A 24,726-nucleotide genomic window follows, 5' to 3' on the forward strand; every position below is an offset into this window, starting at 1 on the left:
GAGTACGTCGAATACAAAGCCGAGGTGGTCGAGATCTCGGTCGAACAAGTGAGTCCCGCCTACACCTCCCAGCGGTGTTCGAAGTGTGGCTTCACTCACGAAAACAACCGCCCGAAGTCGGACGGGTAGGACGTGTTTGAGTGTTTGAAGTGCGGATACTCACCGCACGCGGACTACAACGCGGCGAAGAATATTGGTCTGAAACATCTCCGCTCGGCGCAAACGTCGTCGAGCGGAGGCGCACCCGTAAACGTGCGCTTGAATCGCGGGACGTTGAACGTGAACGGCGAGTATTCGCCTGCCAGCAATGGCCAGAACAGGAGTCCACGCGAAAGCCCCACCCTCAACGAAGCGAACGGCGAAGCCGTGAGCGAGTAGGGTGGGGTAGTTTACACGATCGACTCGTGTCCCTCGACGAGGTGTCGCTCGACGACCTCGGGGTCCAGTTCGACGCCCAGGCCGGGACCCTCCGGGAGGTCGACGTATCCGTCCTCCAGGATCGGGCCGCTGCCGCCGGTTCGGTCGACCATGTCGTCCCACCAGGGGATCTCACGGGCGTGGTACTCCATGCAGAGGTGGTTCGGGATCGACGCGGCGACGTGGGCGCCGGCGACGGTGCCGAGCGGGCTGGAGACGTTGTGCGGCGCGACCGGAACGCCGTGGAGGTCACAGAGGGTGGCGACCTCGCGCATGACGCGGAGCCCGCCGCAGTGGGTCACGTCGGGGGCCGCGATGTCGAGCAGCTCCTCGTCGAGCAGGGCCTTGAAGTCGCCGGTGCCGTGGATCTGCTCGCCGGTGAGGATGGGCGTGGTAGTGCGTTCGCGGACCTGGCGTTGCGCCTCCAGCTTTTCCGGATGAACCGGGTCCTCGATCCACGCGAGGTCGTACGGCTCCAGCTTGCGGGCGAGCCGCACGGCGGTCTCGACGGTGAAGTTCCAGTGGAGATCCACGCCGAGGTCCACGTCGTAGCCGATCTCCTCGCGGACCGCCTCGACGAGCGAGACCTTGTGCGCGATCGCCTCGTTGTCGAGCCGCCGCGCCGCGGTGTCGACGGTCGGGTCGGTGTAGACGTCGAGGTCGAACTTCAGCGCCTCGAAGCCCTCCTCGACGACCTCGCGGGCGGCGCGGGCGTACGACTCCGGCGTGTATATCTCGCGAGGGTCCCCGGATCCGGCCTCCGCCTTTCCGAGCCCCTCGCCCGCGTGCGTGTCGTTGTATATTCGCACGCGGTCGCGATACTTCCCGCCGAGGAGCTCGTAGACCGGGACGTCGAGCAGCTTCCCCTTGAGGTCCCAAAGCGCCATCTCGATCCCGGTCCAGGCGCCCTGACCGATCCGTCCGCAGTTGGTGTACGACTGGTTGAAAAGCTCCGTGAGCCGGTCGACGTCGAGCGGGTTCTCGCCGACGAGGTCGTGTTCGAGTCCCTCCGCGAACTCGAGCAATCCCCGAGGCGCGCGGTGAGTCTCGCCGATCCCGTAGTGATCCGTGTTCGTGTCGATCCTGACGATCCCCCAGGTGAAGTTCCCCGCGACCGCCATCGACCGGATCCCGGTGATCTCGACGTCCCGCTCCGGCGGCCGGTGGGTCTCGCTCACGTGCAGGTCCCGCCACGGAACGCCGCCGCTCTGTGAGATACGCGTGTCTTCGCTGTCGTCGGCGTCTGTCACGGCTACCCCAACAGACGAGATCCTAATATTCTTTCGGGAAGGTAAAGGGCAGTGGGGGTCACCGCTCGATCGGGGGCGACGGACGCCCGGACTTCGAACCGCCCGTCCCGACGCTCGATCCCGTCACCGGGAGTACGGCTCGCGGGGTCGCCTACATCGTCTCGACGATGGCCTCGTACTCCCGTTCCAGGGTCGCCGCGTCGTCGCGGGAGAGCGGGGACAGCGGCGGAAGCGGCGGCCCGACGTCGTGGCCGGCGAGCGCGAGCAGGCGTTTGAAGGCGGGGGCCGTCGGCATCGTACTGATGGCGTCCGTGAGGGGGTGCACGAACCGTTCCATCAGCTCGAGGGCGTCCTCGCGTTCGCCGGCGCGGTGGCGATCGTAGATCCGGACCATCTCCTCGGGAAAGACGTTCGCCACTCCGGGAGTCACGCCGTCACAGCCGAGATCGAGGGCGGCCGCCGCGAGGTGGGAGGTTCCCTGGAGGACGGCGAAGGAGGACGGGGTCGACGCGAGCACCCGATGGTGGTAGCCGAGATCGCCGCTCGAGTCCTTGATCCCGGCCACGGTTCGGTGCTCGGCCAGTTCGGAGACGAGTTCGACCGGCAGCGTCCGGCCGGTGTACGCCGGGATGTTGTAGAGGACGATCGGCAACGGAGCCTCGTCCGCGACGCCCTCGAAGAAGGACCGGAGACCCCGTTTCGACCCGGAGAAGTAGTACGGCGTCACGACGACGGCGGCGTCCGCGCCCGCGTCGGCCGCGTCGCGAACGTGGTCGATCACTCCGCCCACGCTCGTCCCGCCACAGCCGGCGAGGATCGGCGTGTCGTCCGCCGACGCGTCGGAGACGATCTCCACGACGGTCCGACGCTGTTCGCGGGTGAGGCTCGGAAACTCACCGGTCGAGCCGCACGGGAAGAGGCCGTGAACGTGTGGATCGAGGGACTCGACGTACGCGGAAAGCGCCTCGGCGTCGATCGCTTCCCCGTCCGCCTCGATCGGGGTCACGAGCGGGGGAATGATGCCGACGAGTGACATACCCCATCGTCGGATCTCGCGGGTAAAGCAGTTATGTAGGACGTTCGTCAATTCTCGCGGTTCGGTAGAAATCCCGATCCGGCACATCGGCTGAATCCGCCGGAAAAGGCGTAGTTCGTCCCTCAGAAGACGTACTCCGGTCCCTCGACGTACTCGAATCGATCGGCGTAGTCGTCCCTGAGCGTGAACCCGAGCCCCGGTCGATCCGGCGCGTACACGCGTCCGTCGCGGATCTCGTAGTCCTCCTCGAAGAGGTCGTACATGAGCGGCATGTGCGCCTGGCTCACCTCGAGGAGGTGGCAGTTGGGAAGCGCCATCGCGAGGTGGATGCTCGCCGCGAAGAGGACGCCGCTTCCCCACGCGTGGGGCGCGATCCGGAGTCCGCGGGCCGACGCCATCGCGGCGATTCGGCGGATCTCCGTGAACCCCCCGGCTCGCGCGACGTCCGGCTGGACGACGTCCATCGCGCGTTCCTCCATGAGGCTCAGGAAGTCGAAGCGGGTGAACTCGCGCTCGCCGGTCGCGATCGGGATGGTCGTGGACCGTCGCACCTCGGCCAGGCCGGCGTGATCGTCCGGCGAGACCGGCTCCTCGAACCACTCGATGTCGTAGGGCTCGAGGCGCTTTGCGAGCCGTTTGGCGGTCGAGACGTCGAGCGACCCGTGGGCATCGACCATGAGGTCGACGTCGTCTCCGATGCCGCGACGCGCCGCCTCGACGCGGATCACGGCGTTCTCGATGGAGAAGTCGTCCTCCCCGACGACGCGCATCTTCACGGCGTCGAACCCCCGTTCGGCGTAGCCGCGCATCTCCGTTTCGGCCCGTTCGCCGGGCGCCCAGCCGCCGCTCGCGTACGCCTGCACGTCGTCACGAACGGGGCCGAGGAGCGTGTAGACCGGCTGATCGAGGAGTTTTCCCTTCAGGTCCCAAAGCGCGATGTCGATCCCCGAGATGGCCTCGAGCGTGATCCCCCGTCGGTCCTCCCGCGGCTGTGAGTAGCCGCGTTCGAGCGACGGCTTCCACCGCGATCCGGCGTACATCCGCTCCCAGAGGCGTTCGGTGTAGAGGGGATCCGCATCGAGCAATTGCGGCGCAAGCTCGTGTTCGACGATGCTGGCGATCGTCGGCGGGGAGCCGAGCGCGGCTCCGACCCCCGTGGTTCCGTCCTCGGCCTCGACGAACACGAGAGTTGCGTCGGTCTTCACCTTGGTCCCGAGATCCGTCCGGTGGCGCTTCTCCTCCGGAACGGGATCGGAAACCGGCATCGCACGCACGTCCGTGATACGCATGCGGGTAGGCAACGTGGGTCGCGCGTAAATAGGTACCACACGAAGCCACGTTGTGGTCGAATACCGGTGACTCGATCACGGAAGTACGTCGAGGGATCACCGAAGCGCGTCGAGACGAGCGCCGAGCACGTCCCGCACCGCGCCGATCTCGTCTCCGACGCGGAGGATCCGATACCCGTCCTCGAGCGCGTTCTCGGCGTCGTCGACGCCGTGACGGGGCGCGCCGAGAGGTACTCCGGCGTCGAGACACGCCTCCTCGACGCGGTCGATCGCGGCGGTCACCTCGGGGTGGTCCGTCTCCTGTGGATACCCCATCGAGATCGAGAGGTCGGTCGGACCGACGAAGGCGAACCCGAGGTCGGGAACGGCGAGGATCTCCTCGAGGTTCTCGACGGCGGCCGCCGTCTCGATCATCGCGCCGACGAGGACCGTCTCGTCGGCTCGCTCCGTGAACCGTTCCGCGTCCGCGCCCCACGCCGCGGGACGGCCGCCGCCGAATCCACGGTTCCCCGGTTCACCGTCGTACTCGAACCGGGCCGCCCGCACGGCGCGTCGGACCTCGGCGGCGTCATCGATCTGGGGGACGAGGAGGCTCGTGACGCCGGCGCTCAACACCTTGTGGACGAGCGGCGGGTCGGCGTGGGGAACCCGCACGAGGAGTTCGACGTCCGCCGCCTCGGCCGCGCGGACGAGCGGATCGAGCGCCGTCGCGTCGTAGGGGCTCGCCCCGGCGTGTTCGAGATCGACCCAGACGAAGTCGTAGCCGAGCCGGCCGTACTCCTCGATCAGGATCGGCGACATCGAGTGGGTGCGGGCGCCGAGGGCCGTTCCACCAGACTCCAACCGTTCACAGACCGCGTTGTCGAGTGACATGGTGGTCGACTCATGAACCGGCGACAAAACGCTTTGGGTGGCGATCCCCCGACACCGCGAGCGGTGGACGCCGATCCGACGGAGGCGAGCTTATGAGGCCGGAGACGGAGGGGAACGTATGCGCGAACTCGAGTACGCCGAGGTGACACGTCGCGTCGTCGAACGGATGGGCGAACTGACCCCGGACGAGGAGGCCGTGGTCGTCGCCGATCCCGGGACCGTCGAGCTGGGACGAGCGCTCACCCGAGCCGCACGAGCGGCGGACGCGGACGGCACGCTGGCGATCGCTCCACGGCTCGACGGGCACGGGTCGGAACCGGTCGCCAGCGTCGCCGCCGCGATGACGGCCGCCGACGTCGTCTTCGTCGTCACCGAGCACTCGCTGGCCCATACCGCGGCACGAAAGGAGGCCGTCGCGAACGGCGCCCGCGTCGCGATCCTCAGGGGGGTCACCCCCGAGATGCTCGTCGAGGGGGCGATGACGGCGGACTTCGACGCCGTTCGGGAGACGACCGGGCTCGTCTGCGACGCGCTCGCGGCCGCCTCGGACGCCCGAGTCACCTCCCCGGAGGGAACGGACGCCCGGATGAGCCTCGACGGCCGTCCGTCGTTCCCGTTGGACGGGTTCTTCCACGACTACGGGTTCTCGAACCTCCCGCCCGGGCTCGCCGTTTCCTCTCCCGTCGAGGGGAGCGCCGAGGGACGCATCGTCGTCGATCACGCGGTGGACGGCATCGGAATGGTCGACGAACCCGTCGAACTGGACCTGGAGGCGGGTCGCGTCGTCGAGGTTCGCGGCGGGTCGTCGGCCGCGACGCTCCGCGAGACGCTCGACGGCGCCGACGACGGCGCTCGCAACCTCGCGGAGTTCGCTCCGGGAACGAACCCGGCGGCGCGGCTCACACCCAACCTCGCGGAGTGCAAAAAGCGCCTCGGCGTCCTCGACGTCGCCCTCGGCGACAACACGAGCATCGGCGGCACCGTCAAAAGCGGGATCCACGTCGACGCCGTCCTCACGCGACCGACGATCGAACTCGACGGACGGACGGTCCTGGCGGACGGCACCTACGACGAGGACGCGCTTCGGGCCGTCGCCGAGGGATGATCTCCGGAAAGGTCGGGTTTTAACTCGCCGTGGTTTGAGACGGTGAGCCATGAGACGGATCCACGCATCCGATCTGCGGCCGTTCGTGGCGGAGCTGGTGTCGGGACTCGACGCCTCCGAGGACGTCGCGGAGACGGTGGCGGAGTCGTTGGTCGAGGCGGACCTCCGAGGACACGGGTCACACGGCTCGATCCGGATGGGGACGAGCTATCTCGAGATGATCGAGACCGGGGAGATCCACCCCCGCGCGACGCCGGAACTCGAGCCGTTGAGCGGGGTGACCGCCCAGGTCGACGGGAACGGGCAGTACGGCCAGGTCGTCGGTCGACGTGCGGTCGAGGCCGGGATCGAACTCACGGAGGACCGTGACGTCGCGATGGTCGGCGTCCGGGACGCCTCCCACCTCGGTCGAATCGGCGAGTGGGCCGAACGAGCCGCCGAGGCCGGACGCTGTTTCGCCGCGTTCGTCAACACCGGCGGAACCGACCCGCTCGTCACGCCGCCGGGGAGCGCCGACCGGCTCTTCTCGACGAACCCGCTGGCGTTCGGCGTCCCCTCGTTCGGCGCGCTCCCCCATCCGATCGTCCTCGACATGGCGACGAGCCAGGTCGCCCACGGGAAGGTGACGAAGCGGGCCGTCGAGAATCGACCGCTTCCGGAAGGGTGGGTCGTCGACGAGGCGGGCGAGATCGTCACCGACTCCGACGAGTACGAGGAGGCCGGACGCGGCGCGTTGATGCCGCTCGGGGGGCTCACCAGCGGACACAAGGGGTTCGGCCTCGCCATGATCGCGGAGCTGTTCGCCGGAATCGTCGGCGATCACCCGGTGACGGGCCAGGGCGGCGGCGAGTGGGTGAACAACGGCGCGATGTTCGTCTTCGCCGACCCGGACGGGTTCTCGAACGAGGCGGCGAACCGCGAGCGCGTCGAGGCGCTCGCGGGGATGATCCGCGACGCCGAGGGACCGGACGCGGTGCCGATGGGCCCGTCCGCGAAGGGCGACCGCGCGCGCATCCCGGGCGAGCCCGAACACGAGACGAGGGAGAAACGGCTGGCGGAGGGAATTCCGTTCCACGAGGAGACCCTCGAACTGCTCGCGGACGTCGCCCGGGAGGTCGATGCGGAGGCGGCGATCCCCGACTCGTTCGGGGTCTGAGTCAGTCTCTGTGTCGGGAATCACTGCAGTCGCTTCGTCGTCTCGACGAGCGGGTGGCGGGCGTAATCGACGACCTCGACGTCCGAGAGCGACTCCAGGCCGGCCTCGCTGGCGGTCCGAGCCATTCCCAACTCGACGCGCTCGGAGAGGACGACGACGTAGGCATCCATCTCCTCGAGCCCCAGGTCCTGGGCCGCCATCACGCGGTGGTGGCCGTCGGCGAGGAACAGCTCGCCGTCGTTGTCGATCACGACGAGGGGTTCGGCGAGCCCGTTCTCGAGTTCGTACTTGCGTCCCTCGAGCTCGTCGGCGTAGACGCGTTCCTGGGTCGGGGTGAGCCGGTCGAGGCGAACCGTTCGGCGGTCCTCCTCGAGGTCGATCCCGTGGATCTGCTCGAGGGTGCGCATCAGCTTGCCGACCTTTCCGGGCGTGGCGCGTTCGATCTGTGACCGGACGACGTCGGTGTTCGAGATGATCCCGACGAGGTTCCCCGCGTCGTTGACGACCGGCAGCTTCTGGATCCCGGATCGGAGGATCACACGGGCGACGTCGTTGATCGCCATGTCCGGATGGGCGACGATCAGGTCGTTGCTCATCACCGTGAATATCTGGGCCTCCTCGTCGGCCAGGAGCAGGTCGCGAGCGGAGACGAAGCCCTCGACGGTCCGGCCGTTCGTGACCGGAAAGCCGTTGTGGCCCTCGTTGTCGACGACGCGCTGGGCCACCTCGCCGATCGTGTCGTCGGGCGAGACCGTCTTCACCTCGCGCGTCATGTACTCGGCGACGGTCGGCTTCCGACTCATTGGACCACCTACGTCGGAGACGACCTAAAAGGGTGGGGGAGAGGGGCGGCGAGGGAACGCCGGAACGACGCCTCGATCACCGCGACGTCGCGCCCGAGGAGGGGAACCCGCGCTCCTCTGTGAGCACGGCGAGGACGTACCACGCGATCGCGATCAACACGATCGTGCCGCCGGCCGGAAGCCCGGTGGCGTAGCCGACGAGCAACCCCGTTATCACGGATATCTCCCCGATAACGACGGCCAGGTAGAGCGCCTCACGGAAGCTCGAGGCGACCTGCGAGGCGGCCGCCGTGGGAACGACGAGCATCGCGGCGACGAGGATCACGCCGAGCACCTGCATGGATCCGACGACGACGAGCGCCGTGAGGACGATGATCAACGTGTTGTACGCGGAGACGTCGAGGCGGGCCACGCGGGCCGCCTGTTCGTCGAAGGTGACGTACAACAGCTGTTTGTACCGGCTCGCGACGGTCGCGATCACGAACGCCGAGATGGCGACCATCAGCCAGGCGCCGCCGACGGGGACGAACGAGATGTTGCCGAAGAGGAACGAGTCGATGTTCAACCCGGAGAAGCCGCCGCCCCACGAGATGACGATGGTGCCGAGCGCGAACGATCCGGTGAGCATTATCGCGATGGGCACGTCGCCGTAGGCGGCGGCGTGTTCGGCCAGCCACTCGACGGCGAGCGCGCCGAGGACGGCGGCGACGAGCGCCGAGAGCAAAAGCGGGGCCGACCAGTCGGTGGCGCTCGCGACGAGCAGCCCGACCGCGACCCCCGCGAAGGCCGTATGAGCCAGGGTCTCGCCGATGAGCGCCATCTCGCGGTGGACGATGTACATCCCGACGAGCGGCCCGACGACGCCGATGAGCGCACCCGTGACGAGCGAGTACCAGACGAACCGGAACGCGAACAGCTCCAGGCCGGTGACGGCGCCGAACGCGCGACCCGCGAGCACGACGAACGCCGCGAACCCGCCGCCGGAGAGCCCGAGCGTGCCGAGAGCGTCGCTCACCATGAACGCGAGCAGGAACGCGATCAGGACCGCGACGACCGCGATGAGTCCGCGGAGCAACCGAAATCGGGTAGTGTCGTGGCGCATGGTGAATCCGTTCCGCTCGCCTCAGTGGTGGTGGTGGACGACCGTGCCGGTCGCGCCGTAGGCGCGCTCCAGCGCGTCGCTCTCGACGAACGACTCCGTGTCGCCGTGGTGGTACAGCTCGCGGTTGAGACAGGCGATCCGCTCGGCGCGGTCGGTGACGACCCCGATGTCGTGTTCGATCAGGACGATCGCGATCCCCTCCTCGTTGAGCTCCTCGAGGAGCCCGTAAAACCGGTCGCGCGATTCGGCGTCGACGCCGACGGTCGGCTCGTCGAGGGCGAGGAGATCGGCCTCCGAGGCGAGCGCCCTGGCGATGTAGGCCCGCTGGCGCTGGCCGCCGGAGAGGGCGTTGATGCGCCGGTCTCGGAGGTCGAGCACGTCCACGCGCTCCATGGCCTCCTCGATTATTCGCCGGTCGTCCGATCGAAGCCGTCCCGAGCCGCGGTGTGGGTACCGACCCATCTCGACGACCTCCTCGACGGTGACCGGCATCGTCGAGCCCTTCTGGGTCGCCTGCTGGGCGACGTAGCCGATCCGGTGGCCGTCCTCGAACGAGGAGACGGGCTCGCCGAACAGCCGGATCTCGCCCGAGTCCGGCTCGAGCAGGCCCAACATGAGGTGGAGGAGGGTCGTCTTGCCGGAGCCGTTCGGGCCGATGAGCCCGAGAAACTCGCCGTCCGCGACGTCGATCGAGACGTCGTCTACGGCGACGGTGTCGCCGTATGTGTAGGTGACGTCCCGGACGGACACGACGGCGTTCACGCGTTGATCCCGAGCGCGGCTTGCAGCGCCGGGAGGTTTATCCTTTCCATCTGTTCGATGTAGCCCCAGCCCCGGTCGTTCCACTCGGCCGTCGTCCCCTCCGCCGGGGAGATGCGGCGGATCTCCGAGGCGTTCGAGTCGCCAATGATGGCGTTCGCCAGATCGGCCGACCCGAAGTGATCGACGAGGATCACGTCGATATCGTTCCGGTCGACGACGCCGACCGTCTCCTGTATCTCCTCTTGGGTCGGCTGTGCGTGCGGCGAGACGCCCTGCGGGGAGTGAATCTGCAATCCGTAGCGCTCCGCGAGATACTGGTAGGAGTCGTGGCTGGCGACCACGACGGTATCGCGCTCGCGGTCCGCGAGCCCCTCCTCGAAGGTCCGATGCAACTCGTCGAGCCGGTCGAGGTAGGCCTGTCCGTTTTCGGCGTAGACGTCCTCGTCGTCCGGATCGGCCGCCTGAAGCCCCTCGATGACGTTCTCGACGCTCTCGGCGGCCAGGACGGGGTCGGTCCAGTAGTGGGGATCGAAGTCGCCGTGGCGGTCCGCCGCGTCGTCGTGAGCGCCGTCCGAATGATCCTCCTCCTCCACGTGATCGTCGCCCTCCGTGTGTGTGTTGTCGTCCTCGTGTGTGTGGTCGTCCTCGTACTCGCGAAGCTCGATGCCCTCGAGGACGTCGACGAGTTCGACCTCGGGATGGTCGCGTTCGATGGTCTCGGCGGCGTCGAGGGCCCACCGCTGGAATCCCTCCACGTCCATGTAGAGGAACGCCCGGTGGGAGGCCACTTCCGTCGGGAGGTCCGGGCCGGGCTCGTAGCGGTGGCCCATCGTCCCGGGCGGGACCGGGTTCTCGACCGGGAAGACCTCGCCGCCGACGTGGCGCGCGAAGTCGTAGAGCGTGAAGAAGGCCGCATAGCCGCCGTCATCGAGCGTCTCCTCGCCGGCGATCTCCCGAAGCCGACCCGTGCATCCGGAGAGCGCCCCGGCGGCGAGCACGCTCGCCGTCCCCGAGAGCAGTCGGCGTCGCGTCCGTTTCATACCCACGGATCAGTCGTCCTCGCTTATGAATGTTATTATTGAGAACAAGATTTTTAATAACAAATCGTATCTTTGGAGTCTGTGTTAATATTCCGTCGCGTCGCCCCCGTCGGACGAGCGAGATGCTCCAATGGAAGACGCGAGGGATCGCAAAGAGGGGAGCGGGGAGTAGGAAACGGAAAGGGGGTGTGGAGAGCGGAAATCGGGGCGGGAGGCGGAAAGTGGAACGTTTTCGGCGGTTCGGTGGCAGGTCGCCGGATCCGTGCGGCCGTTCGGGTCCGTGATCGGCGCGGGCGATCCGTGCCGTCGATCAGTGCGAGTGACCCAGCGCGTCCTGGAGGGATTCGCCGAACCGCTCCTCGAAGAGCTCCTCGGCGGTGTCGTTGATCTCCTGGACGTCCTCGGGGACGTCGCCCTGCGAGTGGTGGGTGATGGCGTGTGCCTGCTGGGCCATCACGTTCAACAGCATGTCGGTGACGACGCGGGTCGGCCGCTCGCCCTGGTCGGAGAGCATGTCGACGAGCCCCGCGGGCAGCTCGACTGTGTCCTCGTCGCCGTCGGGTCCGGTCACGGTGTAGGTCTCGGTCTCGGCCATACTTCCCCCTCGTCATCGGGACGTAAGGGTCTGTGGGAATCGGTCGAGGTGCCCGACGTCGCGGCCGTCCCTCGAGTCGAACCTCTTTAAGCGTCGCCGCCGAAACCCGACTCAACCGATGGAGCTACTCGTCGTCGGCGCCGGGGAGATGGGGCGGTGGATCGCCGACACGGTCGCGTCCGTGGAGGATGATCCGGCCGTCTCCGTGACCTTCACCGACCTCGATCCGGAGCGTGCACGCTCCGCCGCAAAGGCCCGTGACGCTCGGGTGCTGGATCCGGAGGCGATCGTGGATTCGGTCGGGGACGAGGGGCCGATCGCGGGGCAGGACGAGGAGCCGATCGCGGGATCGGAGGCGACCTTCGACGTCGTCTGTCTGGCCGTCCCCATCTCGGCTGTCGAGCGGGCGATCGCGACGTACGCCCCGACGGTCGAGGAGGCGATGATCGACGTCTCGGGCGCGATGGCCGAGCCGATCGCGGCGATGCGCGAGCACCTCGACCCGTCGACCGAGCGCGCCAGCCTGCACCCGCTTTTCGCCCCGCCGCGCGTCCCCGGCAACGTCGCAGCGGTCGTCGACGAGGGGGGACCGACGGTGGATCTCGTGCTCGAGGCGATCGAGGCCGGGGGGAACGACGTCTTCGAGACCACGGCGGCCGAACACGACGACGCGATGGAGACGGTCCAGGCGGGCGCACACGCCGCGATCCTCGCGTGGCGCCTCGCCGGCGACGACGTCCGCGAGGAGTTCCACACGCCGGTCTCCGCCCTGCTCGACGATCTCGCCGACACCGTCACGGAGGGCTCTCCAGAGGTGTACGCGGAGATCCAACGTGCCTTCGACGGCGCGGAGGGAGTGGCCGGGGCGGCAGCCGATATCGCCGACGCCGACTTCGAGGAGTTCGCCGACCTGTACGAACGAGCCCGCGGCGACGCACCCGAACGCGAGCGACACGGATGAACGGAGCGAGTCGAACGCGGAAAGGCGATCACGACGACGGGGCGGAACGCCGATCGAGGACCACGGAGATAACGAAGACCACGAAGACCACCATGACCAGAAAAACGGACACTGAACGTGGAGTTCGAGGCGTCACGATGGACGCGACCGACGGGTGGCGTCCATGATCGACAGGGACGCGGTCCGGGACGCCGCGAGGTACCTCCGGCGGGTTCGCCCGATCGATCCGGACGAGATCTCGGAGTACGTCGAGGGCGGAGCCCACCCGGCGGTCGTCGAACGCGTCCTTCGCGAGGAGGCCTACGACCTCGGGCTTCGCGAGGGCGAGGACGGGACGTTCGTCCCGATCGAGGACGGCCCGGCCTCGCCGCCGGGGTGGGGGCCCGAGGCGCTCCCCGAGCGGTACGCGTTCGCCCTCAAGGACCGTCTCGTGGGCGAGTTCGGCGCGAACTGGCACGACGGGGAGTCGGGAGACGAGCTTCGGGAGGCGATCCGGCGGCTCAAGCGCGATTACTACTACGAGAATCACGTCGAGTACGACCGGATCGCGGCGCTCGGATACGCGATCTACCACCTCGCGGACTACTACGCCGCGATCGGCTACGTCCTCGACGACCTCGCGGCGAACGGCCTGCTCGGACGGCGCCTCCGCGTGCTCGACGTCGGCGCGGGCGTCGGCGGCCCGGCACTCGGGCTCCACGATTACCTCCCCGACGACGCGCTCGTGGAGTACGTCGCCGTCGAGCCGAGCGCCGCCGCGGACGTGCTCTCCGACCTCCTCGCGGAGACGGAGCGGAACTTCCGGACGACGATCCGTCGCGAGACCGCGGAGTCGTACTTCGGCCTGGAGGACGACCGCGAAGACGGGACCGAGGACGGCAGCGAAGGCAAGTCCGAGAACGACGGCCAAGACGAGGGTACACCCAGGAAGCCCTTCGATCTGGTGCTGTTCGGGAACGTCCTCTCGGAGCTTTCCGACCCGGCCGCGGTCGTCAATGCGGCGCTTTCGTCCACCGCGTCGGACGGGTCCGTGATCGCGCTCGCGCCCGCGGACCGGAACACGGCGATCGGGCTTCGAGAGATCGAACGCGCGGTCACCACGTCCGGGAACTCCGCGCAGGCCACCGTCTACAGTCCGACGCTCAGTCTGTGGCCCGACGCCACAGCGAGCGATCGAGGCTGGTCCTTCGACGTCCGTCCGGACCTCGAGGTGCCCGCGTTCCAGCGCCGGCTCGACGAGGCGGCCGATCGCGGCCCGACCGACGAGCCGGGCGAGTTCGAGAACGTCGACGTCCAGTTCGCCTACTCGATCCTCCGCACCGACGGGACCCGCCGCGTCGACGTCCACGCGAGTTCGCAGCGCCACATGCGAATGTCGGAGACCGACGCGCACGTCACCGACCGCGTGAACCTCCTCGCGGTCAAGTTGAGCCACGACCTCGCCGACGGCGGAAACCCGATCTACCTGATCGGGGACGGCTCCCAGTCGTTCGACCACTACGCGGTGTGCACGCGCGAGACCTCCTTGAACCGGACGCTCTCGGAGGCGGGATACGGCGCGGTGTGCGCCTTCGAGAACGCGCTCGTCCTCTGGAACGACGACGAGGAGGCGTACAACCTGGTGATCGACGACGAGGCGGTCGTCGACCTCGTCGCGCCGGCGGCGTGAGGACGTGACGTAACGATGTGGGGTGACGGATGTGACTCCGTCCCGCGACCCGCCTCACAGCGCCGGCGTCTCGATCCGGGCGGCGATCCGTCGCACCGCGGGGAACAGCGCGATCGCGATCGCGATCTCCATGCTCCCGACGACGAGGAACGCCGTCAGGTAGTCGAACCCCTCGGTGACCGTGCCGCCGACGAGGAAGCCGGTCAGGAAGCCGAGGGAGCCGAACACGTTGAACAGACCCATCGCCGCGCCGCGCTCGTCGACGCCGACGAGGTCGGTGACGAGCGCCATCGTCGCGGGAGCGACGAGCGCGCCGCAGACGCCGACGAGCACCATCGCGCCGGCCGCGATCGGGTAGGTCGGCGCGAGCCCGACCGCGATGATGACGAAGCCGTAGGCGACGGAACCGACCACGACGGGGAGGAACCGGCCGATCCGATCGGAGAGCACGCCCATCGGATACTGGAGGAGCGCGAACGGGACGAAAAACAGCGCGAGCGTGACCCCGGCGCCGAACGCCGACAGCGAGAAGGCACCCTCCTGGAAGTAGTAGACGCCGACGAGCGCGAAGAAGCCGGCGGTCAGCCGGTCGATGAACCCGAACGCGAACGGGACGAGAAGCGCGGGGACGGCACGGATCCGGGCGAACACCTCGCGGAATCCGGGATCCTCGTCGATCGGGGTCGAGGTTTCCGGGGTCGGAGCCTCCGGGTTCGGAACCTCCGGGCTCGAGGTTTCCGGGCTTGAGGCACCATCCCTCGTTTCGGACGCCTGGATCCGCCGTGTCACCGTCCGATCCGCCACCGTCGAGGCGAGGAGACCCGCCGCGGCGAGGACGCCGGCGCTCGCGTAGATCGGGTAGAACGGATCGAGATCCGCCAGGCCGCCGCCGACCACGGAGCCGAGCGCCGCGCCGAGACCGATCGCCACGCCCGCGGCGCCCATGTTCCGGCCGTGCCCGCCGCCGAGATCCATGAGCATGGTGATGGCGAGCGAGAAGGCGCCGATCGTGAGCGCCCCGCCCGCCACGCGAACCCCGAGCGCCTCAGAGAACCCGAACCCGAGACGCGGCGCGGCCGCGAGCGTCAGGTAGGCGAGCGACCCGCCGACCGCCCCGGTCACCACGAGCGGGCCGCGGCGGCCGAGCGCGTCGCTCGCGGCGCCCCACGGACCGGCGAAGGCGACGAAGGCGGCGAACTCGGCGACGAGGAACCACATCCCGGCGCTCACGCCCGCCGGGGCACCGAGGGCCACCACGATGTCCGGGACGCCCGGGTAGACGAGCACCTGGGAGACGAGCACGAGCCAGACGACCCCCGCGAGACGCCGGCGGGCGGCGCCGTCGCGGTCGGCCGTTTCGGCGTCGATTCCTTTCGCCCCCCGATCGCCGTCCGTCTCGGCGTCGCCGCGATCGGAACGCGCGCCGGCGATGGAGCTCGCGAGTCGAACCGCGATCGACGAGTCGTTCGAAGGCCTGGAGGGAACGATCCGTGTCATCGGTGTGTCATCGACGGGCCCTCTCGGGCCGCGATCCGCGGGACCGGCGGTCAGCGCGCGGCGTCGATCGCATCTGAGACGGCCGACGCGGTCGGTTCGGAGACGGCCTCGCCGTCGACGAAGACCGTCGGGGTCGCCTCGACGCCGCGTTCGACGCCGGCGTTTCGGTCGGACTGGAGGACCGCGTCGTAGGTGCCGTACTCCCCGTCCGCGATCGCGACACAGGGGTCGCCGCCGGCCTCCTCGGCGGCGTAGCCGACGACGTCCCACGAGTACTCCTCGTGGTGTTCGAAGGCGACCTGCGCGAACTCGAAGAACGCCTCCGCGCCCTGGCGGTCCTGGACGCCGCGGGCCGCGTTGGCGACGCCGTACGACCAGGTCTCGTCGACCGGGATCGGCAGGTCCCAATGTTGGTACCGGACGATGCCCTCGTCGACGTAGTCCTCCTTGATCGTCGGGAACTCCTCGGTCTTCCACCTCGCACAGTGGGGACACGCGAAGTCCTCGAAGGAGGCGACGACGATCCCCGCGTCCGGATCGCCGAGGGCGGGCCTCGGAAGCTCGGAGACCGTCTCCTCGGGCTGGTCGGCGTCACAGTCGTACTCGGGGACCTCGGAGTCCGAGCCGCCGAGACAGCCGGCGAGACCGAACGCCGTGGCGGCGCCGGCGGCCGAGAGAAACGTGCGACGGGAGCGGCGCATGTACGTCGTTCGGCGAGCCGGACACTTAGCCTCTCCGAGACGGGACTCCGGCGGCGATCAAACCCGTTTGGAACGCGCCTCCCGGACTCCCGCTCCGTCGCGGACCTTGTCCTCACAGTCGGGACAGACGCGGACGTTCTCGAGCCCGGGCGGGGCGAACACTCTCACGTACCGCTCGGTGACGAACGAGCCGCAGTTCCTACAGTTCGGCATACGTTGACACGTTGGGAATCGTCAACCGTAGTGCTTTGGGCCGAGGCGGATGTGACCGATGCACATTCAACCAGGGAGTCGTTCAACCACCGCGGATTCATACGTTCGGGCACCCTACCGTCCACCATGAGCGAGGAACGCGACTCGAAGCTGGGGCGGACGGACGACGGGGACGAACCGGGTGCGCTCGCCACCTTCGGCGGCGGATGCTTCTGGTGTGTCGAGGCGGCCTTCGAGGAGCTTTCGGGCGTCGAGTCCGTCACCTCCGGGTACGCCGGCGGCGAGGCCGAGGACCCGAGCTACAGGGAGGTCTGTACGGGAACGACCGGTCACGCGGAGGTCGTCCAGATCGAGTACGATCCGGAGGCCATCGGATACGGGGACCTGCTCGAGGTGTTCTTCACCGTCCACGACCCGACCCAGCTGAACCGACAGGGGCCGGACGTGGGCACGCAGTATCGGTCGATAATCCTCACCCACGACGACGAACAGCGGCGACTGGCCGAGGAGTACGTCGAGGCGCTGGAGGCGGAGGGAGGCTACGACGATCCCGTCGTCACCGAGATCGAGCCGCTCGAGACCTTCTGGCGCGCCGAGGAGAAACACCAGAACTACTTCGAGAAGAACCCACAGGACGCCTACTGCCGGATGCACGCGCAGCCGAAGGTCGAGAAGGTGCGCGAGCGGTTCCGTGAAGCCGTCGCGAAGTGATCTGGCCGCCGTCGCGAACTGATCGGACGGGGGCAAAACGGCCGGGGACCTCCGACAGAACGGTACATCTTTGAGCCGTGCCACGAACCGTCGGACATGGTTACGCTGGGACTGGTCGTCGCGCGGTTCAACGACTCGGTGACCGAGCCGATGGCGGCCGCGGCTCGCGAGGCGGCGGGGGAGCGGGACGCGGAGATCGCCAGGGAGGTCGCCGTCCCGGGAGCCTACGACGCCCCCCTCGCGGCCGACCGGCTCGCGCGGCGCGAGGACGTCGACGCCGTCGTCGTCGTCGGCGCGATCGTCACCGGCGACACGGACCACGACCGCGTAATCGGCGCCGCGGCGGCCGAGAAGCTGACCGAGGTGAGCCTCGAGCGGGACACCCCGGTGACCTTCGGGGTCAGCGGCCCCGGCATGTCCGGCGCGGAGGCCCGCGAGCGGATCGAGAAGGGCGCCGAGGCGACACACGCCGCGATCGACCTCCTCGCGGAACTCCCGCGGCCCCACGAACGGTAGGCCCCACACGACATCGACAACCGATCGTCCACATCGACTGGCCGAGACGACGACACCGACCGACCGAAACGACGACAGCGACCGAGACCACCACACCGCGTCACATCACCGACACGACAACGATGACCTACGACTTCACGGACCGAATCCAGCGCGTAGAGCCGAGCGCGACGCTCGCGATCTCAAACCTCGCGGCCGAAAAGGAGGCCGAGGGGGCCGACATCGTCGACCTCTCGGTCGGCGAGCCCGACTTCGACACCCCCGAACCCATCGTCGAGGCGGGAAAGGCGGCCCTCGACGCCGGCCACACGGGCTATACGTCCTCGAACGGGATCCCCGACCTGCGGGACGCGATCGCAAAGCGGCTCCGGTCGAACGGGATCGACGCGGAGTCCGACGAGGTGATCGTCACGCCCGGAGCCAAGCAGGCGCTCTACGAGACCGTCCAGACGCTCGTCGACGACGGCGACGAGGTCGTGCTTCTCGATCCCGCCTGGGTCTCCTACGAGGCGATGGTCAAGCTCGCCGGCGGCGAGTTGACCCGCATCGATCTCGCCCCGCACGACTTCCAGCTCGAGCCCGCGCTCGACGAGCTCGAGGCGGCCGTCTCGGCGGACACGGAGCTGCTCGTCGTGAACTCGCCGTCGAACCCGACCGGCGCCGTCTTCTCGGAGGCGGCCCTGGAGGGCGTCCGCGATCTGGCCGTCGAGAACGACGTGAGCGTGATCGCAGACGAGATCTACGAGCGGATCACCTACGGCGTCGAGCCGACCTCGCTTGCCTCCCTCGATGGGATGGCCGACCGAACGGTCACGATTAACGGTTTCTCGAAGGCCTACTCGATGACCGGCTGGCGGCTCGGCTACCTGCACGCGACCGAGGAGCTCGTCTCGCAGGCCGGCAAGCTTCACTCCCACTCCGTCTCGTGTGCGACGAACTTCGTCCAGCACGCCGGCGTCGAGGCGCTCGAAAGCGTGGAGACGGAGGTGACGGAGATGCGCGACGCCTTCGAGTCGCGACGCGACCTGCTCGTCGATCTGCTCGAGGAGCACGGCGTCGACGTCGCCGTCCCCGACGGCGCCTTCTACATGATGATCCCGGTCGACGCGGACGACCAGGCGTGGTGTGAGGCCGCGATCGAGCAGGCTCACGTCGCCTGCGTGCCGGGATCGGCGTTCAACGCGGCGGGCTACGCGCGCATCTCCTACGCCGCAAGCGAGTCCCGGCTCCGCGAGGCCGTCGAGCGGCTCGCCGAGAACGACCTGCTGTAGGCGTCGAGCCGCCGGCGGAAGACGGGATGGGACCCGGAAAGCGTGACGAACGAAATCGGGTTCGGAATCGACCTCGTCGGAGACCCGAAATCGGCGATCGCCGCCGCCCACCGCTATCCCTTTTAGTGCGGGGTCACATTCCCCGCGTATGAGCGACGAGCGGGCGGTACTCGACGTACTGACGACGAACGCTCGAGAGGACGTCTCCGACATCGCCGCACAGACGGGCCTCGAGGAGGGGGCCGTCGAGGAGGCGATCGCGGACCTCGAGCGGCGCGGGGTCGTCCACGGCTACCAGGCGGTCGTCGACTGGGACCGGATCGACGACGGCGGCGTTCGCGCGATCGTCGAGCTCAACGTCGCGCTCGACCGGGAGACGGGCTACGAGGAGATCGCGGATCGGATAGCGAAGTTCCCGGCGGTCCACGCGCTCCATCTCGTCTCCGGGAACTACGACTTCGCCGTCGAGGTGACCGGCGACTCGATGCAGGACGTCTCCGGATTCGTCTCCGAGCAGGTCGCGCCGATCCCGGAGGTCACCCAGACGGTGACCCACTACATCATGGAGACCTACAAGGACGGCGGGATCCGCTTCGGCGACCGCGACGACGACGACCGGCTCTCGGTGTCCCCATGAGGCTCGCCGACCGCGTGATCGACCTCCCGGAGTCCGGAATTCGGGAGTTCTTCGAGCTGGCGGAGGCTCGCGACGACGTCATCTCGCTCGGGGTCGGCGAGCCGGACTTCTCCGCGCCGTGGGCGGCCCGCATGGCCGCGATCGACTCCCTCGAGCGCGGGCGGACCTCCTACACCTCGAACCGGGGACTCCGGGAGCTTCGCGAACGGATCGCAGAGCACCACCGCCACCAGTACGACCAGGTCTACGACCCCGACGAGGCGGTCCTCGTCACGACCGGCGCGAGCGAGGCGGTCGATCTGGCCTTCCGCGCGCTCGTCGATCCGGGCGACGTCGTCGCGGTCCACGATCCGACCTACATCTCCTACGGGCCGGGCATCGAGCTGGCCGGCGGCGAGCCGCTTTCGGTCCCGACGCGGGCGGCCGACGACTTCGCGCTCACCCGTGAGCGCCTGGAGGCGGCCGGCGCCGAGCGGGCCGACGCGCTCGTGTTGTGTTACCCGAACAACCCGACCGGGGCGGTCATGACCGAGTCCCAGCTCGCCGAGGTCGCCGGGTTCTGTCGCGAACACGACGTCCGGGTGATCGCCGACGAGATCTACTCTGCCCTCACCTACGAGGGCGAGCACGCCTCGATCGCGACGCAGCCGGGAATGCGCGAGCGCACGATCGTGATAAACGGCTTCTCGAAGGCCTACGCGATGACGGGGCTCCGTCTCGGATACGCGATGGGGCCCGCCGAGACGATCGACGCGATGAACCGGATCCACCAGTACACGATGCTTTCGGCCCCGACGACCGCCCAGTACGCCGCGATCGAGGCGCTTCGGTCGTGTGCGGACGACGTCGAGGAGATGGTCGAGGAGTACGACCGACGCCGCCGGTTCGTCCACTCGCGGTTCCGCGAGATGGGCCTGGACTGCTTCGAGCCGCGGGGTGCCTTCTACGCGTTCCCCGACTGCGGCGGGGACGATGAGGCGTTCGCCGCGGAGCTGCTGGAGGCCGAAGGTGTCGCCGTCGTTCCCGGCTCGGTCTTCGGCGAGGGCGGCAGGGGACACCTCCGCGTGTCGTATGCGACGAGCATGCGCGAACTCAAGCGGGCGACGGAGCGGATAGAGTCGTTCCTCGCGACCGAGTGGTCGGTGACGGCGTGACCGAGCGATCCGTGACGGCGTGACCGACGCCCGACCACTTCACGGCTCGCCGGCGGTCGAGGTCGTTCGAGCGAAACCGTTAGACGCGCTCGATGCGTGAACTACTGACACATGACACGGGAAGTGACCCACGTCTCGGACGGTCCGGCGAAGCTGGACGCCGACGACATGGGCGAGGACGGACTGATATTCGTCTGTGAGTGCGGCCTCTCGGACGAGCGGCCGCTTTGTGACGGGTCCCACAGGGCGACGAGCGACGAGGAGGAGGGGACCCGCTACAAGTACGACGGGGACGATCGACGCGTCGTCGAGGAGATCGTCTACGCGGACGACACGGAGTGACCGCCGGAAACCGTCTACAGGACGTCCATCTCCCCGAGCCGCTCGGGGAGGTAGGTGTCGGTGACGAAGTCGAGGCCCCGGCTGGCGAGCGCCTGCTGTTCGGACTTCTTGCCGATGTCGAGTTGCAGTTCGATCTGCTCCTCCCAGTAGTCGGTCTGGAAGCGCGGGTCCTCGAGTTCGGACTCGAGGGCGCTGACGTCGGAGTCGGAGAGCGGATCGCTGGGCAGGTCGTACTCCACGATGTCCTCCGGGCGAATGCCGATGAACCGCGCCGCCGGCGTCGCGAGGTACTCCGAGAGATGGGCGGACTTGATCGAGCCGTACGCCACCGAACCGAAGATGCGGTAGGACCACGGGTCGCCGTCCGTGAAGACGACCACCGGGAGGCCGAGTTCGTCGTTGAGTCGTCTGGTGATCCGACGGGTCGCGCGTGCCGGTTGGCCCTTGAGGTGGACCACGAGGCAGTTGTACTCCTCGTCGAAGCCGTTCTCGACGAGCCGGTCGCGCATGCCGCCGGTCTCGACACAGAGGACGAAGTCGATGTCGTGCTCGAGGAACTCGATCATGTCCGGGTTGTTGGGGATCTGATAGCCGCCCTCCCCGACGTCCTCCTGACAGTGGATCTCGCGTTCGCCGCGGCGGGTCTGCTCGCGGAGCTCCAGCGGGCCCATCAGGGTCGCACCCGACTCCTCGGGACGCATGTGGAAGTCCTCGCGGGTGACTCCGGAGACGATCTCCAGGTCCTCGACGAGGTCGTTCGATTCGTCCTGGCTCGTGAACTGCGCCTCGTCGTTGTCCCACGACTCGGAGAGGTAGTACAGCTCACGCAGCGTGGACGAGCGCCCCTCCTCGAGCTGGTCGGCCAGGAACTCGATCGTGTAGACCGCCTTCAACAGCTTTCGTGCCCCGCGGACGGAGTTGGCCGTCCGCGTCGAGGTGCGGTCGCCGTAGGTCCAGACGCCGCTTTCGGGGTCGTACTCGATGTTGCTCTTGGTCCGCGTGGGCAGGGTCATCTCCGGGATCCGCCCGCCCGCGAACTGGTCGTAGAACTCCGCCGCCAGGTCGATCAGCTGCTCTCGCGCTTGTTTTTCGTCGGTTGCCATCAGGCGTTCACCGTGAGTTTCTCGGTCTCGACGCCGTCGACGCTCACGTCGAAGTCGGCGTCGTCCGATACCGTGTAGGTCACCGTCTCCTCGTCGCCGGCCGCGACGGTCGGCGTCCACTGGAGGAACCACTCGCCGTCCATGTCGACGACGGTCCCGGCGGAGGGGTCGATCGGCTCACCGGAGACGATGTCCGTGATCTCGAGGTCCTCGTTCGTGTCCGAGTGGTTCTCGACGCGGAGCGTGACGGTTATCTCGTCGTTCTCGGCGTCGAGCTCGCGCTCCACGCTCACGTTGTTCATGATGCGCGCGAGCGCGCCGTCGATGTCGGGACGCTCACGGCCCGTGACCTCCGCGACCTTGTCGGCCATCTCCGGGAGGATCCGGCCGAGGACGTCCTGTTTCTCGCGGCGCTTCTGCATCGAGCGTCGCTTGTTGAGGAACGACTTCAGCTCGCGGGCCGCCTCGCGGATGGCGAGTTCGATCTCGTCTTCGATCTCCGGGACGTTCGCGATCGCGTCCTTCGACTCGCTCGTGAACGGAACGTTCGTCGAGGCGACGTGGATCATGATCACCGCGGGTCCGTTCGGGACCCCGCTGCCGCCGGGCTGGTCGAGCCCGTAGTTGCGCCAGCCGATGGACTTCACCACGTCCGTGGTCGCGCAGGCGCCGCGCTGGTAGACGAGCGGGACCCGGTTCGCGAACCGGAGGATCGAGGCGCTTCCGTCCTGGATCTCGCCGCCGTAGGCGATCCCCGCCTCGACGATGAAGGGGTCGCCGCCGTGGACCTCGGCGTCGCGCGTGGCGGCGGCGTAGAAGTCGGCGTCGTACTCCTTGCGGAGTCCCGCCTCGACGAGTTCGGCCGTGATCGGGGCCAGACAGTCGGTCGGCGGGGCCAGGATGTCGGTCTCGCGCATCGCCTCCAGCAGGTCGGCCGCGGCGTCGCGGTCCGCGGCCACCGCGGTCACGTTCGGGACCTCGTCGGGCACGGTCCGCATGAGCGACCAGAGCGCGTCGACGACGTTCTCGCGGGCCGTCCCGCCGAAGCTCACCTCGCGTTGATCGACGACGAACGACGCGGCGTCGGCGATCTCCCGCACCAGTTCGTCACGGGTGAGCCGGAACCGCTCGTCGCCGTGGTTGGCGAGCCGACGCGCGAGCGCCTCGGCGACCGCCCGAACCGTCTCGTCGTCCTTCCGGGTGCTCGTGGCGTCCTCGATGATGGCGTGGAGGTCGTCGGTGAGGAGGTCCCGCGTCTCCTCCTCGGGAGCGTCCTCGGCATCGCCGTAGGCCGTGATCTCCCGCCAGGCGGCGGCGGTCGCGTTCTCGCGAACGGTCGACCCGAAGGTCTTGCCCGTCTCCGACTCGACGTCGTCCGCGATCGTCTCGACGATCCGGGTCAGCTCCGCGTGCGAGACCCGCTCGTGGTTCCCGACCGTCTCCGCGATCCGGGTCGCGAAGGACTCGGTCGCCGCCGCGCCCTTGTTCGAGACCGCTCCCTCGACGGCGGCGGCCAGCGCTGCGTCCTCGTGGGCGGCCGGGGGGCGCCAGGCGAGCTCCCGACCGAAGTACCGGTCGCGGAAGTTCGAGAGGAGGGAGTCCGCCGTCTTCTTGCCGACCCGGGTGAACTCCTCCTGGAGGAATCCGGAGATCGAGTAGGAGTCGGTCGCCTCCAGCATCTTGATGAGCGCGCCGAGCTCGACGCCGTGGGGGTGCGGCCGGATCTCGGAGGTCTCGGCGGGAAGCTGGTCGGTAGCGCGCTCGAACTTGAGCGGCTCCTCGAGGCCGGGCTCGCGAAGCTCGATCCGGGCGTGGGGGTTGACGACCGCCGTGTGCTTGATGTAGTCGTGCAGCTGCGAGCGGGCGCGCATGTTCGCCTCCATCTCGAGTTCGATGCGCGTCCCGTGGGGGCGGTCCCAGCTCGTCTCCTCGTCGGCTTTGATCTCCGGCTCGTTCGCGTCGGTGTCGATGATCAACTCGAAGTACTGCGCCTGGGACTGCCCCTTCGGTCGGGAGGTGATCTTCGCCGGCTGGCCGGAGGTGAGCTGGGAGTACAGTACGGCCGCGGAGATCCCGATCCCCTGTTGGCCGCGGTTCTGCTCGCGGACGTGGAACCGACTCCCGTACAGCAGTTTCCCGAAGACCTTCGGGAGCTGTTCTTTCGTGATGCCCGGGCCGTTGTCCTCGATCACGAGCCGGTAGTAGTCGCCGACCTCCGTGATCTCGACGTAGATGTCGGGGAGCACCCCGGCCTCCTCGGTCGCGTCGAGGGCGTTGTCGACGGCCTCCTTTACCGCCGTGACCAGCCCGCGGGCGCCCGAGTCGAACCCGAGCATGTGTTTGTTCTTCTCGAAGAACTCGGCGATGGAGATCTCGCGTTGGCCCTCGGCCAACTCCTCCGCGATCCCCTCCTCGTCGCCGAGCGTCGACTGGAAGGACGTCATTCGGTGAGAGGCTCTTACCCAGTCGGGGTTAAAACCCCTCCGGCAGCGGGGTGGAAGTGAAATCGGGCGATCGAGACGC

The 24,726-nt window shown here is 68.4% G+C and carries 24 protein-coding genes and 1 pseudogene; 11 read left to right on the forward strand and 14 right to left on the reverse strand.

The genetic code is table 11. The annotated features are described in order from the left end of the window. Positions 1 to 378, forward strand: a pseudogene (locus ACFQE9_RS14645) (zinc ribbon domain-containing protein); the annotation flags it as partial. An 11-nt stretch (positions 379 to 389) separates the two neighbouring features. Here ACFQE9_RS14645 and ACFQE9_RS14650 read toward each other — a convergent pair. The 4 genes from ACFQE9_RS14650 to ACFQE9_RS14665 form a co-directional block, all read right to left on the reverse strand. Next, the gene (locus tag ACFQE9_RS14650; protein ID WP_379746353.1) at positions 390 to 1,667 is read right to left on the reverse strand and encodes a mandelate racemase/muconate lactonizing enzyme family protein; all 1,278 of its coding nucleotides are present in this window, start codon (positions 1,665 to 1,667) and stop codon (positions 390 to 392) included. A gap of 151 nt (positions 1,668 to 1,818) precedes the next feature. Beyond that, the gene (locus ACFQE9_RS14655) at positions 1,819 to 2,703 is read right to left on the reverse strand and encodes a dihydrodipicolinate synthase family protein (protein WP_379746356.1); all 885 of its coding nucleotides are present in this window, start codon (positions 2,701 to 2,703) and stop codon (positions 1,819 to 1,821) included. A 122-nt stretch (positions 2,704 to 2,825) separates the two neighbouring features. Next, entirely contained in the window at positions 2,826 to 3,992 is a 1,167-nt protein-coding gene (locus ACFQE9_RS14660; RefSeq protein ID WP_379746359.1) for a mandelate racemase/muconate lactonizing enzyme family protein, read from the reverse strand. Between the two features lie 96 nt (positions 3,993 to 4,088). Further along, positions 4,089 to 4,865: an HpcH/HpaI aldolase family protein gene (locus tag ACFQE9_RS14665; protein WP_379746362.1), complete on the reverse strand. Its 777-nt coding sequence runs from the start codon at positions 4,863 to 4,865 to the stop codon at positions 4,089 to 4,091. A gap of 118 nt (positions 4,866 to 4,983) precedes the next feature. On the opposite strand from ACFQE9_RS14665, the gene ACFQE9_RS14670 reads away from it, so the two are divergent. After that, a complete protein-coding gene (locus tag ACFQE9_RS14670; protein WP_379746364.1) occupies positions 4,984 to 5,970 on the forward strand; it encodes an aminopeptidase in 987 nt (328 codons plus the stop codon). A 49-nt stretch (positions 5,971 to 6,019) separates the two neighbouring features. After that, entirely contained in the window at positions 6,020 to 7,126 is a 1,107-nt protein-coding gene (locus ACFQE9_RS14675; protein ID WP_379746367.1) for an Ldh family oxidoreductase, read from the forward strand. 20 nt (positions 7,127 to 7,146) lie between these two features. Here ACFQE9_RS14675 and ACFQE9_RS14680 read toward each other — a convergent pair whose 3' ends face one another. The 5 genes from ACFQE9_RS14680 to ACFQE9_RS14700 all read right to left on the reverse strand — a co-directional run bounded on the left by ACFQE9_RS14680 (position 7,147) and on the right by ACFQE9_RS14700 (position 11,428). After that, on the reverse strand, positions 7,147 to 7,929 hold the full coding sequence (locus ACFQE9_RS14680; RefSeq protein ID WP_379746370.1) for a CBS pair associated ParBc domain-containing protein: 783 nt from the start codon (positions 7,927 to 7,929) through the stop codon (positions 7,147 to 7,149). Positions 7,930 to 8,005: 76 nt separating this feature from the next. Next, positions 8,006 to 9,031: a metal ABC transporter permease gene (locus ACFQE9_RS14685; protein ID WP_379746373.1), complete on the reverse strand. Its 1,026-nt coding sequence runs from the start codon at positions 9,029 to 9,031 to the stop codon at positions 8,006 to 8,008. Between the two features lie 21 nt (positions 9,032 to 9,052). After that, positions 9,053 to 9,793, reverse strand: a complete 741-nt coding sequence (locus tag ACFQE9_RS14690) for a metal ABC transporter ATP-binding protein (protein ID WP_379746376.1) — start codon at positions 9,791 to 9,793, stop codon at positions 9,053 to 9,055. After that, on the reverse strand, positions 9,790 to 10,833 hold the full coding sequence (locus ACFQE9_RS14695; protein ID WP_379746379.1) for a metal ABC transporter substrate-binding protein: 1,044 nt from the start codon (positions 10,831 to 10,833) through the stop codon (positions 9,790 to 9,792). Before ACFQE9_RS14695 ends, ACFQE9_RS14690 begins: the two co-directional genes overlap by 4 nt. A 310-nt stretch (positions 10,834 to 11,143) precedes the next feature. After that, entirely contained in the window at positions 11,144 to 11,428 is a 285-nt protein-coding gene (locus ACFQE9_RS14700; RefSeq protein ID WP_379746382.1) for a DUF7545 family protein, read from the reverse strand. 118 nt (positions 11,429 to 11,546) lie between these two features. Here ACFQE9_RS14700 and ACFQE9_RS14705 point away from each other — a divergent pair, with 118 nt between their 5' ends. After that, a complete protein-coding gene (locus ACFQE9_RS14705) occupies positions 11,547 to 12,389 on the forward strand; it encodes a prephenate dehydrogenase/arogenate dehydrogenase family protein (protein ID WP_379746384.1) in 843 nt (280 codons plus the stop codon). Positions 12,390 to 12,552: 163 nt separating this feature from the next. Then, complete coding sequence (locus tag ACFQE9_RS14710) at positions 12,553 to 14,058, forward strand: small ribosomal subunit Rsm22 family protein (protein ID WP_379746387.1); 1,506 nt, start codon at positions 12,553 to 12,555, stop codon at positions 14,056 to 14,058. A gap of 54 nt (positions 14,059 to 14,112) precedes the next feature. Here the strand turns inward: ACFQE9_RS14710 and ACFQE9_RS14715 are convergent, their stop codons facing one another. From ACFQE9_RS14715 to ACFQE9_RS14725, 3 genes are read right to left on the reverse strand one after another with little or no spacing between them, the layout of a single operon-like run. Continuing rightward, on the reverse strand, positions 14,113 to 15,555 hold the full coding sequence (locus ACFQE9_RS14715) for an MFS transporter (protein ID WP_379746389.1): 1,443 nt from the start codon (positions 15,553 to 15,555) through the stop codon (positions 14,113 to 14,115). Positions 15,556 to 15,605: 50 nt separating this feature from the next. After that, positions 15,606 to 16,256 (reverse strand): thioredoxin domain-containing protein, encoded by a 651-nt coding sequence (locus ACFQE9_RS14720; protein ID WP_379746392.1) that lies wholly within the window; start codon positions 16,254 to 16,256, stop codon positions 15,606 to 15,608. 57 nt (positions 16,257 to 16,313) lie between these two features. Then, entirely contained in the window at positions 16,314 to 16,469 is a 156-nt protein-coding gene (locus ACFQE9_RS14725) for a DUF7563 family protein (protein ID WP_379746395.1), read from the reverse strand. Between the two features lie 126 nt (positions 16,470 to 16,595). Here ACFQE9_RS14725 and msrA point away from each other — a divergent pair, with 126 nt between their 5' ends. From msrA to ACFQE9_RS14755, 6 genes are all read left to right on the forward strand, one after another. After that, positions 16,596 to 17,180, forward strand: coding sequence for a peptide-methionine (S)-S-oxide reductase MsrA (gene msrA, locus ACFQE9_RS14730; RefSeq protein WP_379746398.1), 585 nt, complete (start codon positions 16,596 to 16,598; stop codon positions 17,178 to 17,180). 96 nt (positions 17,181 to 17,276) lie between these two features. Continuing rightward, positions 17,277 to 17,696: a 6,7-dimethyl-8-ribityllumazine synthase gene (gene ribH, locus ACFQE9_RS14735; RefSeq protein ID WP_379746401.1), complete on the forward strand. Its 420-nt coding sequence runs from the start codon at positions 17,277 to 17,279 to the stop codon at positions 17,694 to 17,696. A 122-nt stretch (positions 17,697 to 17,818) separates the two neighbouring features. After that, on the forward strand, positions 17,819 to 18,967 hold the full coding sequence (locus tag ACFQE9_RS14740; RefSeq protein WP_379746404.1) for a pyridoxal phosphate-dependent aminotransferase: 1,149 nt from the start codon (positions 17,819 to 17,821) through the stop codon (positions 18,965 to 18,967). 148 nt (positions 18,968 to 19,115) lie between these two features. Next, positions 19,116 to 19,604 carry an Lrp/AsnC family transcriptional regulator gene (locus ACFQE9_RS14745; RefSeq protein WP_379746407.1) on the forward strand — a complete coding sequence of 163 codons (489 nt, stop codon included), beginning with the start codon at positions 19,116 to 19,118 and terminating at the stop codon, positions 19,602 to 19,604. After that, entirely contained in the window at positions 19,601 to 20,758 is a 1,158-nt protein-coding gene (locus ACFQE9_RS14750; protein WP_379746410.1) for a pyridoxal phosphate-dependent aminotransferase, read from the forward strand. The genes ACFQE9_RS14745 and ACFQE9_RS14750 overlap by 4 nt, the downstream gene beginning before the upstream one ends. Before the next feature lie 111 nt (positions 20,759 to 20,869). Continuing rightward, entirely contained in the window at positions 20,870 to 21,100 is a 231-nt protein-coding gene (locus ACFQE9_RS14755; protein WP_379746413.1) for a CDGSH iron-sulfur domain-containing protein, read from the forward strand. Between the two features lie 14 nt (positions 21,101 to 21,114). Here ACFQE9_RS14755 and ACFQE9_RS14760 read toward each other — a convergent pair whose 3' ends face one another. After that, the gene (locus tag ACFQE9_RS14760; protein ID WP_379746415.1) at positions 21,115 to 22,203 is read right to left on the reverse strand and encodes a DNA topoisomerase IV subunit A; all 1,089 of its coding nucleotides are present in this window, start codon (positions 22,201 to 22,203) and stop codon (positions 21,115 to 21,117) included. Beyond that, positions 22,203 to 24,647 (reverse strand): DNA topoisomerase VI subunit B, encoded by a 2,445-nt coding sequence (locus tag ACFQE9_RS14765; protein WP_379746418.1) that lies wholly within the window; start codon positions 24,645 to 24,647, stop codon positions 22,203 to 22,205. Before ACFQE9_RS14765 ends, ACFQE9_RS14760 begins: the two co-directional genes overlap by 1 nt. Between the last annotated feature and the right edge of the window lie 79 nt (positions 24,648 to 24,726).

It is taken from the genome of Halopenitus salinus (genome assembly GCF_042662125.1).
Taxonomy (GTDB): domain Archaea; phylum Halobacteriota; class Halobacteria; order Halobacteriales; family Haloferacaceae; genus Halopenitus; species Halopenitus salinus.